This window comes from Rhodococcus aetherivorans (assembly GCF_011058165.1).
GTDB classification, from domain to species: domain Bacteria; phylum Actinomycetota; class Actinomycetes; order Mycobacteriales; family Mycobacteriaceae; genus Rhodococcus; species Rhodococcus aetherivorans.
In genome coordinates this window covers 15,704-30,613 of the sequence record NZ_JAALEG010000048.1, presented here as the reverse complement: position 1 = coordinate 30,613, position 14,910 = coordinate 15,704, and the positions used below count along the sequence as shown (strand labels likewise).

Sequence of the window (14,910 nt, the reverse complement as noted above, 5' to 3'; positions counted from 1 at the left end):
TTTCGACCCGCCGGTCGGCCCGGCACGCCGAGGGAGTTCGGCGCCCCGGGCTGTCGAGTTCAACCCGGGGCACCTTGGCCGGCCCGCATCCGGACTACGAGACGGCCCTGAACCGTTGTGCCCGCTGACGCGCGGTCGAAACCTCCGGCCCCGAATACGTCCGCCCGCCGGGCATCCGTTCTCGTCGCCCCGTCGGGCGAAGTGGGGGAACCCCGCCGAAGGGGTACCCGCCCGTGGTGGCCGGCCACCGCGCGTGGCCGGCCACAGACGTTGTCACGGGCGGGGTGGGTCGCCACCCCGGCGCACGCCGAGACCCGACGCGCCCCGGCCGATGTTTGGAAACGGGCGTGCGGGGCAACTCGGCCGAGACGTGAACGTCACCCGTCTCGACCGAACGGAGCATCGCAGTGTTCGAGAAGAATCCGCCGGTTCCCGGCTCACCCGCCGGTTTCGAGGTCCCGGTCGAGGAACCCACCACCCCGACGGACCCGCCACCGGCCAAGCCCGACCAGCGTGAACCCATCCCGGTCACTGCCACCGGCACCCCCGAAGACCTCCCCGACGGCGCGCGCGGGCCCCAGGGCCGGTACCTCACCACCGCGCAGGGCGCGCGGCTGACGGACACCGACCACTCCCTCAAGGCCGGTCGGCGCGGCCCCACCCTGCTGCAGGACCACCACTTCCGCGAGAAGATCACCCACTTCGACCACGAGCGCATCCCCGAGCGGGCGGTGCACGCCCGCGGCGCCGCGGCCCACGGCGTCTTCCGGGCCAACGGCGCCGCCTCGAAGATCACCCGTGCCGGGTTCCTGCAGAAGGGCGCCGAGACGCCCGTGTTCGTCCGCTTCTCGACCGTGCTCGGCTCGCGCGGCTCCGCCGACACCGTCCGCGACACACGCGGCTTCGCGACGAAGTTCTACACCGAGGAGGGCACGTTCGACCTGGTCGGGAACAACATCCCGGTGTTCTTCATCCAGGACGCGATCAAGTTCCCCGACGTCGTCCACGCGGCCAAGCCGCACCCGGACCGGGAGATCCCGCAGGCGCAGAGCGCACACGACACGTTCTGGGACTTCGTCTCGCTCCACACCGAGGCCACCGCCCACACCCTGTGGAACATGTCCGACCGCGGCATCCCCCGCTCCTACCGGATGATGGAGGGCTTCGGCGTCCACACCTTCCGCATGGTCAACGCCGACGGTGAGACGTCGCTGGTGAAGTTCCACTGGAAGCCGCGCCTGGGGGTGCACTCGCTGGTGTGGGAGGAGGCGCAGCTGCTCGGCGGCATCGACCCGGACTTCCACCGCCGCGACCTCGCCGACGCGATCGAGGCCGGGGCCTACCCGGAGTGGGATCTGGGCGTGCAGGTCTTCCCCGACACCCCGGAGCAGACGTTCGAGGGCATCGACCTGCTCGATCCCACCAAGATCGTCCCCGAGGAGCTCGCGCCGGTCCAGCTGATCGGGACGATGCAGCTCAACGCCAACCCGACCAACTTCTTCGCCGAGACCGAACAGGTGGCCTTCCACCCCGGGCACCTCGTGCCGGGTATCGACGTCACCGACGACCCGCTGCTGCAGGGCCGGCTGTTCTCCTACCTCGACACCCAGATCAGCCGGCTCGGCGGGCCCAACTTCGGTCAGCTGCCCATCAACCGGCCGCATGCGCCCGTCAACGACATGCTGCGCGACGGCATGCACCAGACCGGTATTCATCCCGGGGCGGCCCCGTACCGGCCCAACTCGCTCGGGGCCGGCTGCCCGTTCCTGGCCGGCGCCGAGGAGGCCGCGTTCATCGACGTGCCGGCACCCATCGCCGCCGGGGTCAAGGAACGCGCACAGCCGAGTTCGTACGACGACCACTTCTCGCAGGCGCGACTGTTCTACACCAGCCTGTCCGAGGTCGAGAAGCAGCACGTGGCCGACGCCTACAGCTTCGAACTCGGCAAGTGCTTCGAGCAGGCGATCAAGGAGCGGGCCCTGCGCGTGCTCGCGAACATCGATGCCGGACTGTGCGCCACCGTCGCGGCCGGCCTGGGGCTGCCGGCACCGGAGCCGACGGTGGCCCTCGCCGGTGAGCCGCTGCGCAGCGAGGCGCTGTCCCAGGTCGGTGCGACCTGGCCGATCGAGGGCCGGATGGTCGGCATCGTCGCGGACGACAGCGCCGACGTCGCCGAGGTCGCCAAGGCCGTCGCCGCGGTGGCCGCCGCGAAGGCCGTGCCGCTGGTGATCGGCCCGCACGGCGGCAAGCTCGACGGCGGCCGCAAGGAGGTGCCGATCTCGCGGACCTTCGCCACGGCCCGGTCCGTCGAGTACGACGCGCTGCTGCTCGCGAGCGCCCCGGCCGATCCGCGCGTGCGCGTCCTGGTCGACGAGACGTTCCGGCACTGCAAGGCGATCGGCACGTGGGGCGCCGGCACCGAGGCGCTCGAGCACGCGGCCGTCCACCCCGAGGCCCCGGGTGTGGTCACCGCCGACGATCCGGAAGCGGTGGTCACCGGGATCGTCGACCTGCTCGGCGCCCACCGCGTGTGGGAGCGGGCCCAGGCCTGACCCCCGCGCGTCCCCCCTGGGATGGTGGCCGAATGTCACACCGATTCGATTAGATTGAACGCGTGTGACATTCGGCCACCACGGGTGTGTCAGGAGAAGGGCTTGCCGCCGGTGACGGCGATGACCTCGCCGGTGATGTAGCTCGACTCCTGCGAGGCGAGGAAGACGTACGCCGGCGCCAGTTCGGCCGGTTGCCCGGGGCGGCCGAGCGGGACGTCGTCACCGAAGGACTCGAACTTCTCCCGCGGCATGGTGGCCGGGATCAGCGGCGTCCAGATCGGGCCCGGGGCAACGGCATTGACCCGGATTCCCCGCTTCGCGACGTCCGCCGCCAGCCCCTTGGTGAAGTCGACGATGCCGGCCTTGGTCGTGGCATAGTCGAGCAGTTCCGGCGACGGGCTCGTCCCCTGGATCGACGACGTGTTGATGATCGTCGAGCCCGGCTCCATCACCCCGACCCCGAACTTGCACAACCAGAACAACGCGTACAGGTTCGTCTTCAGCACGCGATCGAACTGCTCGGTCGTGATGTCGGCGATCCCGTTCATCTGCACCATCTGGAACGCCGCGTTGTTCACCAGGATGTCCAGGCCGCCGAGTTCGCGCACCGCCGTGTCGACCAGGTGCCGGCAGTGTTCCTCGGCGCGGATGTCACCCGGCACCGCGACGGCGCGCCGGCCCGCGTCCTCGATCCACCGCACGGTGTCGCGGGCGTCGTCCTCCTCGGACTCGAGATAGCTGAGGACGACGTCGGCGCCCTCGCGGGCGAAGGCGATCGCGACGGCCCGGCCGATCCCGGAGTCGGCACCGGTGATCAGCGCCCGCCGTCCCTCGAGCCTGCCGCTGCCGCGATAGGTCTGCTCGCCGTGGTCGGGTGCCGACACCATGTCGGACGTGAGGCCCGGATATTCGAGCTCGGGTTGCCGCTCGCGATCCGGTGCCGGGTACTGCTCGACCGGATTGCGGGGCCGGTGCTGGTCGGTCATGGTTCCTCCCTCGAGGTCTGCGGGCGAGTGCCGACGGCCCCGGACGGGGACCGCCGGGTCCGGCCGGTGCATACCCGGACCCGGGAGCGGGTACACGGGGGACACGGTCGGCGAATCCGAGCGCCGCAGCGCTCTCCCGGCCCGACTTCTGGAAAGGATGCGGCTGTGACGGAACACGAGAACGAGTTTCGGAGAAGCGACGAGACCCGGGCGGGTGCCGATCCGGTGCACGGCAGGCAGACGTACAACAGGGATCTGACGACCGACAGCGACTTCCCGGCCGACGACGCCCGCACGATGCGCAGCCACGCCGGCGAGGCCCTGACCGACTCCAAGGGCTGGCCCGGCTACTTCTTCCTGGGCCTCGGGCTGCTCCTGCTCGGGCTGACGCTGGTGGCCGCCGGGTACGGATTCGAGGGCTGGGCGTGGATCGCCGGCCCGGCATGCATCGTGTCCTTCGCGGTGGGCGCCGTGCTGGTCATGCTGGAGCGCAAGCGGGTCCGCGACGTCGAGGGAACGAGCCTGCGCGAGCCGCGCGGTCACTGACGCCCACCGGCCCGCCCGGCCCGGGGTGCTGCGGCTGCGCACCCCGGGCCGGCCCGGTCCGTCGTCACGACGGGTAGTGTGCCCAACCGTGAATCCACGCCCGCAGACGTCCGCGCCGATGCGTGGCGCGTTCGTGGGTTCGACCTCCGCCGCGGTCTCCGTCGCGGCCCACGGCCTGGCGGGCGGCGAAATTCCGTCCCAGTCGTCGGTGGTGCTGCTGATCGCCGCCTGCGCCGCGTTCGGCGCCGCGGTGTCCGCCATCCGGCCGTCCCGGCTGCTGCCCGCCCTGGTGCTCACCCTGGGGGCGGGACAGATCGTCGGTCATACCGTCCTCACCCTCACCGCCGAGCACGCCCACGGCCCCGGGCTCTCGCCCGCGATGCTCGGCGCCCACGCCGCGGCCCTCGTCGTCTCCGCCGCCCTGATCCGGGCGGCCGAGCAGGGCTGTGCCGCGGCGCTCGGCGTGTTGCGGCGCATCGTCGCCGCGGTGCTCACCCCGCCCCCGGCGCACGCGCCGCTGTGGGTGGCCACGCCGTCGCACCGGGCACGTCTCGTGCTGCGGGTGCTCGTTTCCGCGCAGGCCGGCACCCGGGGTCCGCCCCGCACCGCCTGACCCGATCCCGTTCCGCCGTGGCCCGTACGCCGCGGCGGCCTTCCCCGTGTGCCGACGCCCGGCGCGGTGCGCCGCCCTCGATACGGCGCTGCGCGCTGCCGTCGCCACCGACGATCGAAACGAGCATTCGCATGTCCACGACCGACCTCGGGACGGATCGTCCCGTCCCACCCCGTTCCGGCCCGGACCGTTCCGCGGCGCCCGCGCTGCGCCCGCTGATGCTGCGGCTGCACTTCTACGCCGGCATCCTCGTCGCCCCGTTCATCCTGATCGCCGCGGTCAGCGGCGGCCTCTACGCCCTGGCCCCGACGATCGAGCAGCTCGTCTACCGCGACCAGCTGCACACCGACGCCACCGGTCCGGCCGTGCCGGTGGCGGAGCAGATCCGGGTGGCCGCCGGGCAGCGCCCCGATCTCACCGTCACCGCGGTGCGGCCGGCCGCGGCCCCCGGCGAGACCACCCGGGTCCTGTTCGCCGACCCGAGCCTCGGCGAGTCGCAGCGGCTCGCCGTCTTCGTCGACCCGGTCACCGCGCGGCCGCTCGGTGAGCTGGCCGTCTACGGCAGCAGCAGCGCGCTGCCGGTCCGGACCTGGATCTCGCAGCTGCACCGGCACCTGCATCTCGGCGAGCCCGGCCGCCTCTACAGCGAGCTGGCCGCGTCCTGGATGTGGGTGATCGCGCTCGGCGGCGTGTACCTGTGGGTGCGCCGCTACCGCACGGTGCGTGCCCGCCACGCCCAGGCACGCCTGCTCACCGTCGACCGCACCGCCACCGGCCGGTCCCGCACCCTCGGCTGGCACGGCGTGGTGGGCGTGTGGATCGCGGTGGGCCTGGTGTTCCTGTCCGCGACCGGCCTGACCTGGTCCCGGTTCGCCGGCGACAACATCGCCGAGCTGCGGGCCGCGCTGCACTGGAAGACGCCGACCGTCGACGCGACCCTGACCGGGGGCGGCGCCGCGGCCGCGACGGGCCACGAGGGGCACGGCGGCCACGCCGGGCACGCCGCCGACCCGGGACTGCTCGACGCGAACATCGCCCGGATCGACCCGGTGCTGGACACGGCCGCCGCCGCGGGACTGACCGGGGTCGTCGAGGCCTCGATCCCGGCGCGCCCCGGCACCGCGTTCACCGTCGCCGAAACCCGCCAGCCCTGGGTGTACGGCATCGACTCGGTCGCCGTCGACGGCGCGACCGGCGAGGTCGTCGACGTGTCGCGGTTCGCGGACTGGCCGCTCGCCGCGCAGCTGACGTGGTGGTCGATCACTCTCCACATGGGCATCATGTTCGGGCTCGTCACGCAGGTCGCCCTGGCGCTGCTGGCGGTGGCGTTGATCACGGTCGTGCTGCGCGGCTACGTGATGTGGTGGCGGCGACGGCCCACGCGAGGGTCGGCGTGGGCCGTCGGCCGGGCCCCGGCACGCGGCGCGCTGCGCCGCATCGGCGCAGGTCCGGCGGTCGCGATCGGCGTCGCGGCCGCGGTCGTGGGCTGGTTCGCCCCGGTGCTCGGGCTGAGCCTGCTGGCGTTCCTCGTCGTCGACACCGCCGTCGGGTGGCGCATGCGGGGGCGCGCATAATGGTCCCTCGTGTGCCGATCGACGAGGAGTGCCGGTGAGCGACGATCTGTCCGCGTACCGTAAGGAGTTCGCCCGCATCGAACGAAAGGTCGCCGGCGAGTTCGACGCCGGCCGGCGGCACCGTGTCCTCGTCGCCTGCATCGTCGCGGTGGTGCTGGGTCTGCTTCTGCCGCAGTCGGATACGGAATGGTCGTGGACGGTGCTCGGCACGTGGTTCGGGCACGACGCCACGACGACGGTGCCGATGCGGATCTTCGTGAGCCTCGCCCTGGTGTTCGGCGTGGTGTCGTCCACCGCGGCGCTGTGCACGCACCGCTGGCGGCTCGCGTCGGCGTCGATGCTCGGCTCCGGACTGGCGTCCCTGTTCGGGCTGCTCGGCTACTGGTCGCAGAACGGCATGCCGGTCGAGACCCCGCACGCCCCCGGCGCCGGGATGGTGCTGTCCTGGCTCGGCATGGTGGCGCTGACCTCGCAGTGGCTGCCCGTCGTGCTCAGCCGCTCCCCCACAGACCGGCACCCGCATCCGGTGACCACGCCCGTGCTCTGACGGGGCATCCGCGCGCCGTTCCTCGGCGCGCGGATGTCCCGTGTGCACGGATCCCCTGCGCGCCGGGGGGACGCGGCGTACATTTCCCCGCCGAATCGGCCGCACCGGGTCGGCGCATTCCTCGGCGTGCGGTCAGGAGACGACGCCGTCGCCGTCCGCGCGACGTAGCAGGTAGGTGTCCATCACCCAGCCGCGCGCGGCCTTCGCGCGGGCGCGGGCCCGCTCGATGTCCGGCAGCACCTCCCGCAGCGGGCCGGCGACGAGTTCCTCGTCGGACGTGCCGAGGTCGGCGCCCCACCAGATGCGCCAATCACCTTCGAGCCGGGCGCATTCCAGCGCACCGTCGAGCATGACGACGAGGTTGTCACCGCCGGCCGCCACCTCCTGCGCGAGCCGGCGGCCCGTGGTGACGACGATCGGGCCGCCGATCCGGTTGAGCACCAGCCGGTGCCGCGCCGCGAGCAGCGACACGCTGCTCACCCCGGGGATCACGTCGTAGTCGACGTCGAGCACGCCCCGGTCACGGATGCGCTCGACGACGCGAATCGTGCTGTCGTACAAGCTCGGATCGCCCCACACGAGGAATCCGGCGGTTTCGTGCTCGGCGACCTGCTCGCGCAGCACCGTCTCGTACGCGGCGGCCCGGGCGGCGTGCCAGTCCCGCACCTCGGTGCCGTAGGCGGACGGGGCGCGGTCCCGCGGCGGGTCCGGCACCGGGATCGTCCGGTAGTCGCCGGCGATGTGGCGACGGCAGATCTCCTCCCGCACGGCGACGAGGTCGTCGACGCCGCGCTGCTTGTCGGCGACGAGGAAGACGTCGACGTCGTTCAGCGCCCGGACCGCGGCCACGGTGAGGTCGTCGGGCCCGCCCGGCCCGATCCCGATCAGCCGCAGCCGCCTCCTCACGCGCGGTCCTCGAGGTCGCCCTCCACATCGAGGTAGGCCTGCTGCAGTTCCGCGAGCGTCGCCGGATCCGGTTCGGCCCACAGGCCGCGGTCGGCGGCCTCGGTGAGCCGTTCGACGATGCCGCGCAGCGCCCACGGGTTGGCCTCGCGCAGGAACCGCTGGTTCTCGGAGTCGAGGGCGTAGGTGCGGGCGAGGGTTTCGTACATCCAGTCGGCGACGACCCCGGCGGTGGCGTCGTAGCCGAACAGGTAGTCGACGGTGGCGGCGAGCTCGAACGCGCCCTTGTAGCCGTGCCGGCGCATCGCCGCGAGCCAGCGCGGGTTGACGACCCGGGCCCGGAACACACGGGCGGTCTCCTCCGCCAGCGAGCGGGTGCGGACCTGGTCGGGGGTGGTCGAGTCGCCGATGTAGGCCTTCGGGTCGGCACCGGTGAGCGCCCGGACGGTGGCGACCATGCCGCCGTGGTACTGGAAGTAGTCGTCCGAGTCGGCGATGTCGTGCTCGCGGGTGTCGGTGTTCTTCGCCGCCACCGCGATCCTCCGGTAGTTGGCGCGCATGTCGTCCGCGGCCGGGACGCCGTGCAGGTGCCGCCCGTACGCGAAACCGCCCCACGCGGTGTACACCTCGGCGAGATCGGCGTCGCTGCGCCAGTTTCCGGAGTCGATGAGCGGCAGGATGCCGGCGCCGTAGGAGCCGGGCCTGGACCCGAAGATGCGGCGCACCGCGCGCTCGGGGTCGCCGTGCTCGGCCTCGTCGCGGCGGGCGTGCGCGCGCACGTAGTTCAGCTCGTCGGGTTCGTCGAGGGCCGCGACGGTGCGGATCGCGTCGTCGAGCATCGCGACGACGTGCGGGAAGGCGTCGCGGAAGAACCCGGAGATGCGGACGGTGACGTCGATGCGCGGCCGGCCGAGCTCGTCGAGCGGGATCACAGTCAGCTCGCGCACCCGCCGGGACTCGGCGTCCCATTCCGGGCGCATGCCGATCAGGGCGAGGACCTCGGCGATGTCGTCGCCGGAGGTGCGCATCGCGGAGGTCCCCCACACCGACAGGCCGACCGAGGGCGGATAGCCGCCGGTGTCGGCGCGGTACCGGTCGAGCAGGTTGTTCGCGAGCGCCACGCCCGTGTCGTAGGCGAGCCGGCTCGGCACCGCCTTCGGGTCGACGGTGTAGAAGTTGCGGCCGGTGGGCAGCACGTTGACCAGGCCGCGCAGCGGCGATCCGGACGGGCCGGCGGGCACGTAGCCGCCGTCGAGGGCGTGCAGCACCGCGTCGAGCTCGTCGGTGGTGCGTGCCAGGCGCGGCACGACCTGCTCGGCGGCGAAGGCAAGCACCCGCTCGACCTCCGGGTCCGCCCCGCCCAGCACGGACTGCACGACCGTGGCGGCGCTGCCGGCCTGCCAGCCGGCGTCCTCCATGCCCTGCACCAGTGCCCGGGCCAGCGCCTCGACCGCGTCGGTCTCGGTGAGCGGCGCGTCCGGCTTCAGGCCGAGGGCGGTGCGCAGACCGGGCACGGCGTGGGCCCGCCCGCCCCACACCTGGGCGGCCCGCAGCACCGACAGCACCAGGTTCACGCGGGCCTCGCCGACGGGTGCCGTGCCGAGCACGTGCAGGCCGTCGCGGATCTGCGCGTCCTTCACCTCGCACAGCCAGCCGTCGACGTGCAGCAGGAAGTCGTCGAACTCGGCGTCGTGCGGGCGGTCCTCGAGCCCGAGGTCGTGGTCGAGCTTGGCGGCCTGGATCAGCGTCCAGATCTGGGCGCGGATCGCCGGCAGCTTGGCCGGGTCCATCGCCGCGATGTTCGAGTACTCGTCGAGCAACTGCTCGAGACGGGCGATGTCGCCGTACGACTCGGCGCGCGCCATCGGCGGGATGAGGTGGTCGACGATGGTGGCGTGGGCGCGGCGCTTCGCCTGGGCCCCCTCGCCCGGGTCGTTGACCAGGAACGGGTAGATCAGCGGGAGGTTGCCGATGGCGGCGTCGGTCGCGCAGGCCGCGGACAGGCCGGCGTTCTTGCCGGGCAGCCACTCCATCGAGCCGTGCTTGCCGAGGTGGACGACGGCGTCGGCGCCGAAGCCGTTCTCCACCCACCGGTACGCGGCGAGGTAGTGGTGCGACGGCGCCATGTCCGGATCGTGGTAGATCGCCACGGGGTTCTCCCCGAACCCCCGGGGCGGCTGGATCATCAGCACCACGTTGCCGGCCTGCAGGGTGGCCAGGACGATCTCGCCCTCGGGAGCGGACTGCCGGTCCACGAACAGCTCGCCGGGGGCCGCGCCCCACGCCTCGGTCATCGCGTCGGTCAGTTCCGCGGGCAGGTCCGCCGTCCACTCGCGGTACTGCGCCGCGCTCACCCGGACCGGGTTGCCCGCCATCTGCTCGGCGCTGAGCCATTCCTCGTCCTGCCCGCCCGCGGCGATCAGGGCATGGATCAGCGCGTTGCCCGCCTCGGCGTCGTCCGCGGTGTCGAGGCCCGGGAAGCCGTCACCGAGGTCGTAGCCGCGCTCCCGCAGCGCGCGCAGCAGCCGGATCGCGGACACCGGGGTGTCCAGGCCGACGGCGTTGCCGACCCGGGAGTGCTTCGTCGGATACGCCGAGAGCATGATCGCCAGGCGCCGCCGTGCGGGCGGGATGCGCCGCAGGCGGGCGTGCGCGACGGCGATGCCGGCGACGCGGCGGCAGCGTTCGGGGTCGGTGACGTAGCGGGGCAGGCCGTCGGCGCCGAATTCCTTGAACGAGAACGGCACGGTGATGATGCGGCCGTCGAACTCGGGGACGGCGATCTGCGTCGCGGAATCGAGCGGGGAGACACCCTCGTCGGAGTCGGCCCACGCGTCGCGTCCCCAGGTCAGGCACAGCGCCTGCAGGATCGGGACATCCAGGGCGGCGAGCGCTTCGACGTCCCAGGCATCGTCGTCGCCGCCGGCGGAGACGGTGGCGGGGCGGGTGCCGCCGGCGGCGAGGACCGTGACGATCAGGGCGTCGAGGGTGCCGAGCTCGGCCAGCAGGCCCGCGGGGGCACCGCGCAGCGTGGAGCAGAAGATCGGCACGGCCACCGCGCGGCCGGTGGCGTCGACCGCCTGCGCGAGATCGCGGACGAAACGGGTGTTTCCGCTGGTCTCGTGGGCGCGGTAGTAGAGGATGCCCACCCGCGGCAGGCCGGGATCGGTCGCGGCGGGCGCGTGGCTGCCCCACGCGGGCAGCGCGGCCGGCGGCTCGAAGCCCTCGCCGGTGAGCAGGACGGTGTCGGACAGGAAGGCATGCAGCTGGGCGAGGTTCGCGGGCCCGCCCTGCGCGAGGTAGGCGTGCGCCTCGGTGGCGATACCGACGGGGACGGTCGAGTGGCTCATCAGCTCGGCGTCGGGCAGCTGCTCGCCGCCGAGCACGACGACGGGTGCGCCGTGCGCCAGGACCGCGTCGATACCGTTCTGCCAGGACCGGACGGAGCCCAGGATGCGGACGATCACCAGGTCGGCGCCGTCGAGGAGGCGGGGAAGCTCGGTCTCGACGTCGAGGCGCGACGGGTTGCCCAGCGCGTACTCGGCGTCCGAGCTCAGCGCCGACAGCAGGTCGGTGTCCGACGTGGACAGCAGCGCGAGCCGCGTCACGACCGGGCCCCGCGCAGTTCCCGATCGCCCCTGCGCAGCACGAAATCAGCCATGTTCAGTCTCCAAACCCTCGTGGACTTCCCGCGCCGTGGCCGGTCTCCTGGCTGACGGATCATCGCTGCCGCGCCGACCTTCCCGGACTTCCGTCCAGTGGTCTCCGGACCGGCGGACCGGTCCGGACGAGGGCGAGCACCTACCCGCTCACAGTGGCGAGGGCCGCGCCGGTCTCACACCGGCTTCCCGAGCACCACGGCAGGTGGAGCGTAACGCACCGCTTCCTCGTCGTGTGCAACCATGTGCCCCCATGGCCGACCTTCCCCCGGACCGGTGCCCCGGTCTGCTGCGCCCCCACCTCGCCGCCGACGGCGCGCTGGTGCGGCTGCGCGCGCCCGGCGGCAGGCTCCCGGACGGCGGACTGCGGGCGCTGTCGGCGGCGTCGACCGCCTTCGCGGACGGCGACGTCCACCTCACCTCGCGCGGAAACCTGCAGCTCAGGGGCGTCACGGTGGACGAGTGCGGCGGTGTGCCTGCCGGCCTCGTCGACGCGGTGTCGGCGGCCGGGTTCCTGCCGGCACCGTCGCACGAACGGGTCCGCAACGTCGTCGCCTCGCCGCTGTCCGGGATCGTCGGAGGACGCGCCGACCTCCGTCCGCTCATCGGCGCGCTCGACGCCGCCCTGTGCGCCGAACCCGTGCTCGCGCAGCTGCCGGGCCGGTTCCTGTTCGGCCTCGACGACGGTCGCGGCGACGTCGCGGCCCTGCGCTGCGACCTCGCCGCGGTGGCCGCCGACTCGGGGCTGTTCGAGATCGCGATCGGCCGGCTCTGCGGTCCGGTGGTCCCGGCCGACCGGGTCGTCGACACGCTGATCGACCTGGCGCGGCGGTTCGCGGCGGTGCGCGGCACCCGCTGGCACGTGCACCAGCTGCCCGAGGCGGGGGCCGAGCTCGGGGGCGGCGCGCCGCTGCCGCCGGCCGCCCGGTACACGATGCCGTACGGCCCCCTGCCGGGAGCGGTCTCGGCGCTGGTCCCGCTGGGCATCCTCTCGCCGGCGATGGTGGCGGCGCTGCCCGAGTCGGAGGTGATCGTCACGCCGTGGCGCGGCCTCGTCCTCGCCGGCGAACCCGATCCGCAGCCGCTGCGCGACGCCGGGTTCGTGCTCGACGGTGCGTCGCCGTGGACCCGCACCACCGCGTGCGCCGGCGCGCCGGGGTGTAGCCTCGCCGAGGGCGACACCCGTTCCGCGGCCCGGCGTGCCGTCGCCGGCGCGCCCCCGGCCGGGCACCTCCACGTCGTGGGATGCGAACGATCCTGTGGCGCCCCGAATTTCCCACATACCCTCCTGTTCGCGAGGACCCGCCCATGACGCCCACTCCCCCACCCCGGCGCTACGACTACGTCACCGACGGCGCCGACATCTACGTCCGGTCGTTCGCGACGATCCGTGCCGAGACGGACCTGTCCGCGATCCCCGCCGACGCCGAGAAGGTGGCGGTGCGGATGGTGCACGCGTGCGGCCAGACCGACCTGACCCGCGACCTCGCGATCCATCCGGACCTGGTGTCGGCGGCGCGCGGGGCGCTGCGGGCGGGCGCGCCGATCCTCACCGACGCCCACATGGTCGCGTCCGGGGTGACGCGCACGCGGCTACCCGCGGACAACGAGGTGCTGTGCCTTCTGCGCGATCCGCGCGTGCCGGACCTCGCGGCGGCGTGGGGCACCACCCGCTCGGCCGCGGCGGTCTCGCTGTGGGAGGACCGGCTCGACGGCGCGGTCGTCGCGATCGGCAACGCCCCCACCGCGCTGTTCCACCTGCTCGAGCTGATCGACGCCGGCGGCCCCCGGCCCGCCGCGATCGTCGGGGTGCCGGTCGGGTTCATCGGCGCCGCCGAGTCCAAGGAGGCGCTCGCCGCGCATCCGCTGCAACTCCCCTACCTGGTGGTGCGGGGGCGCCGCGGGGGTTCGGCGATGGCGTCGTCCGCGATCAATGCCCTGGCCCAGGAGGCGGAGTGAACGACACCGGACGGTTCTACGGCGTGGGGCTCGGCCCCGGCGATCCCGAGCTGATCACCCGCAAGGCGGCTCGGCTGATCGAGCAGGCCGACGTGATCGCCTACCACTCGGGCACCCACGGCCGCTCCATCGCGAGGGGCATTGCGGCCGAGCTGATCCGGGAGGGGGTGATCGAGGAGGCGTTGATCTACCCGGTCACCACCGGCACCACCGACCATCCCGGCGGCTACGACGGCGCCATCGCCGACTTCTACGACGAGTGCGCGGCGCGCCTGGCCGCCCACCTCGACGCCGGCCGCACCGTCGTCGTGCTGTGCGAGGGCGATCCGCTGTTCTACGGCTCCTACATGTATCTGCACGACCGGCTCGCGGATCGCTATGCGACCGAGGTGGTTCCGGGCGTGACGTCGGTGTCCGCGGCCGCCGCGGCCGCGGCGGAACCGCTGGTGCGGCGCACCGACGTGCTCACGGTGCTGCCCGGCACGCTGCCCGAGCCGGAGCTGGCGCGCCGTCTCGCCGACACGGACGGCGCCGCGATCATGAAGCTGGGCCGTACCTTCCCCGCGGTCCGCAGCGCGCTCGCCCAGGCGGGCCGGCTCGACGACGCGGTGTACGTCGAGCGCGCGTCGATGGGCGGGCAGCGCATCGTCCCCGTCGCCGAGGTCGACGCCGACGCGGTGCCGTACTTCTCGGTGATCCTCACCCCCGGCGACCGGGCGCCGCGCAACCGGGACATCACCGACCGGTCCCGGCCCGTCGTCGCCGACGCTCCCGAGGCGGTCGCTGCCCGGGAGCTCCTCGTCGTCGGTCTCGGCCCCGCGGACGAGAAGTGGCTCACCCCCGAGGCCGCCGCCGCGCTGGCGTCCGCCGACCACATCGTCGGCTACGGGCCCTACGTCGACCGCGTGCCGGTCCGCCCGGGCCAGCGGCGGCACGCGAGCGGGAACACCGTCGAGGTGGACCGGGCCCGGTTCGCGCTCGAGCTGGCGCTGTCCGGAGAACGGGTGGCCGTCGTCTCGGGCGGCGACGCCGGGGTGTTCGGGATGGCGTCGGCCGTGTTCGAGGCCGCGCAGGATCCGCGGTTCGCCGAGCTGCCGGTGCGCGTGCTACCCGGGGTGTCGGCGATCCAGGCGGTGGCCGCGCGGGCGGGCGCCCCGATCGGCGGGGACTTCGCCGTGATGAGCCTGTCCGACCGGCTCAAGCCGTGGGAGGTGATCGAGCGGCGGCTCGCGGCCGTCGCGCAGGCGGACCTGGTGCTGGGTCTGTACAACCCGGCGTCGCGGTCGCGGACCACGCAGGTCGCGCAGGCCCAGGCCGTGCTGCTGCGGCACCGGCCGGCCGACACCGTCGTCGTGGTCGGCCGCGACGCCGGCCGCCCCGGCGAGTCGCTCGAGGTGACCACGCTCGAGAAGCTCGACCCGGCCACGATCGACATGAAGTGCCTGCTCATCGTGGGATCGTCCGGGACCACGGTCACCGACGCCGGCGCGGTGTGGACGGCGCGGTCGGTGCGCTCCGACTCCTGACATCCGTGCGGTACACCGGAATCCGCGCCCACCGCGGCGGGCGCG

The 14,910-nt window shown here is 73.5% G+C and carries 11 protein-coding genes and 1 riboswitch; of the genes, 8 read left to right on the top strand and 3 right to left on the bottom strand.

Features of this window, described 5'->3' with window-relative positions:
* The first annotated feature begins 407 nt into the window (after window positions 1-407).
* Window positions 408-2,552: a catalase gene (locus G6039_RS18360; protein ID WP_043802354.1), complete on the top strand. Its 2,145-nt coding sequence runs from the start codon at window positions 408-410 to the stop codon at window positions 2,550-2,552.
* 89 nt (window positions 2,553-2,641) lie between these two features.
* On the opposite strand, the gene G6039_RS18355 is transcribed toward G6039_RS18360, so the two are convergent.
* Entirely contained in the window at window positions 2,642-3,538 is an 897-nt protein-coding gene (locus G6039_RS18355; RefSeq protein WP_029545388.1) for a glucose 1-dehydrogenase, read from the bottom strand.
* Window positions 3,539-3,763: 225 nt separating this feature from the next.
* Between G6039_RS18355 and G6039_RS18350 the strand changes: the two genes are divergently transcribed.
* From G6039_RS18350 to G6039_RS18335, 4 genes are all read left to right on the top strand, one after another.
* Window positions 3,764-4,084, top strand: coding sequence for a hypothetical protein (locus G6039_RS18350; RefSeq protein WP_029545390.1), 321 nt, complete (start codon window positions 3,764-3,766; stop codon window positions 4,082-4,084).
* An 88-nt stretch (window positions 4,085-4,172) separates the two neighbouring features.
* Window positions 4,173-4,697 (top strand): hypothetical protein, encoded by a 525-nt coding sequence (locus tag G6039_RS18345; protein ID WP_029545392.1) that lies wholly within the window; start codon window positions 4,173-4,175, stop codon window positions 4,695-4,697.
* 131 nt (window positions 4,698-4,828) lie between these two features.
* Window positions 4,829-6,271: a PepSY-associated TM helix domain-containing protein gene (locus G6039_RS18340; RefSeq protein ID WP_043802357.1), complete on the top strand. Its 1,443-nt coding sequence runs from the start codon at window positions 4,829-4,831 to the stop codon at window positions 6,269-6,271.
* A gap of 34 nt (window positions 6,272-6,305) precedes the next feature.
* Window positions 6,306-6,818, top strand: coding sequence for an Rv2732c family membrane protein (locus G6039_RS18335; RefSeq protein WP_006945430.1), 513 nt, complete (start codon window positions 6,306-6,308; stop codon window positions 6,816-6,818).
* 132 nt (window positions 6,819-6,950) lie between these two features.
* Here the strand turns inward: G6039_RS18335 and cobF are convergent, their stop codons facing one another.
* On the bottom strand, window positions 6,951-7,724 hold the full coding sequence (gene cobF / locus G6039_RS18330) for a precorrin-6A synthase (deacetylating) (RefSeq protein WP_006945429.1): 774 nt from the start codon (window positions 7,722-7,724) through the stop codon (window positions 6,951-6,953).
* A complete protein-coding gene (gene cobN / locus G6039_RS18325) occupies window positions 7,721-11,329 on the bottom strand; it encodes a cobaltochelatase subunit CobN (RefSeq protein WP_043802360.1) in 3,609 nt (1,202 codons plus the stop codon). The genes cobF and cobN overlap by 4 nt, the downstream gene beginning before the upstream one ends.
* Before the next feature lie 73 nt (window positions 11,330-11,402).
* Window positions 11,403-11,596: riboswitch (cobalamin riboswitch) on the bottom strand.
* Between the two features lie 37 nt (window positions 11,597-11,633).
* Here cobN and G6039_RS18320 point away from each other — a divergent pair.
* Genes G6039_RS18320 through G6039_RS18310 form a run of 3 tightly spaced genes read left to right on the top strand, consistent with a single transcriptional unit; the run spans window position 11,634 to window position 14,865 of the window.
* Window positions 11,634-12,692: a cobalamin biosynthesis protein CobG gene (locus G6039_RS18320; RefSeq protein WP_043802364.1), complete on the top strand. Its 1,059-nt coding sequence runs from the start codon at window positions 11,634-11,636 to the stop codon at window positions 12,690-12,692.
* On the top strand, window positions 12,689-13,339 hold the full coding sequence (locus G6039_RS18315; protein ID WP_006945411.1) for a precorrin-8X methylmutase: 651 nt from the start codon (window positions 12,689-12,691) through the stop codon (window positions 13,337-13,339). Before G6039_RS18320 ends, G6039_RS18315 begins: the two co-directional genes overlap by 4 nt.
* Window positions 13,336-14,865, top strand: a complete 1,530-nt coding sequence (locus G6039_RS18310; RefSeq protein ID WP_043802366.1) for a precorrin-2 C(20)-methyltransferase — start codon at window positions 13,336-13,338, stop codon at window positions 14,863-14,865. Before G6039_RS18315 ends, G6039_RS18310 begins: the two co-directional genes overlap by 4 nt.
* The last annotated feature ends 45 nt before the right edge of the window (window positions 14,866-14,910 follow it).

What these genes read in the sequence shown, in the direction of transcription:
- G6039_RS18355 (WP_029545388.1), bottom strand. Translation starts at nt 3,538, where the DNA reads ATGACCGACCAGCACCGGCCCCGCAATCCGGTCGAGCAGTACCCGGCA.
- G6039_RS18340 (WP_043802357.1), top strand. Translation starts at nt 4,829, where the DNA reads ATGTCCACGACCGACCTCGGGACGGATCGTCCCGTCCCACCCCGTTCC.
- G6039_RS18320 (WP_043802364.1), top strand. Translation starts at nt 11,634, where the DNA reads ATGGCCGACCTTCCCCCGGACCGGTGCCCCGGTCTGCTGCGCCCCCAC.
- G6039_RS18315 (WP_006945411.1), top strand. Translation starts at nt 12,689, where the DNA reads ATGACGCCCACTCCCCCACCCCGGCGCTACGACTACGTCACCGACGGC.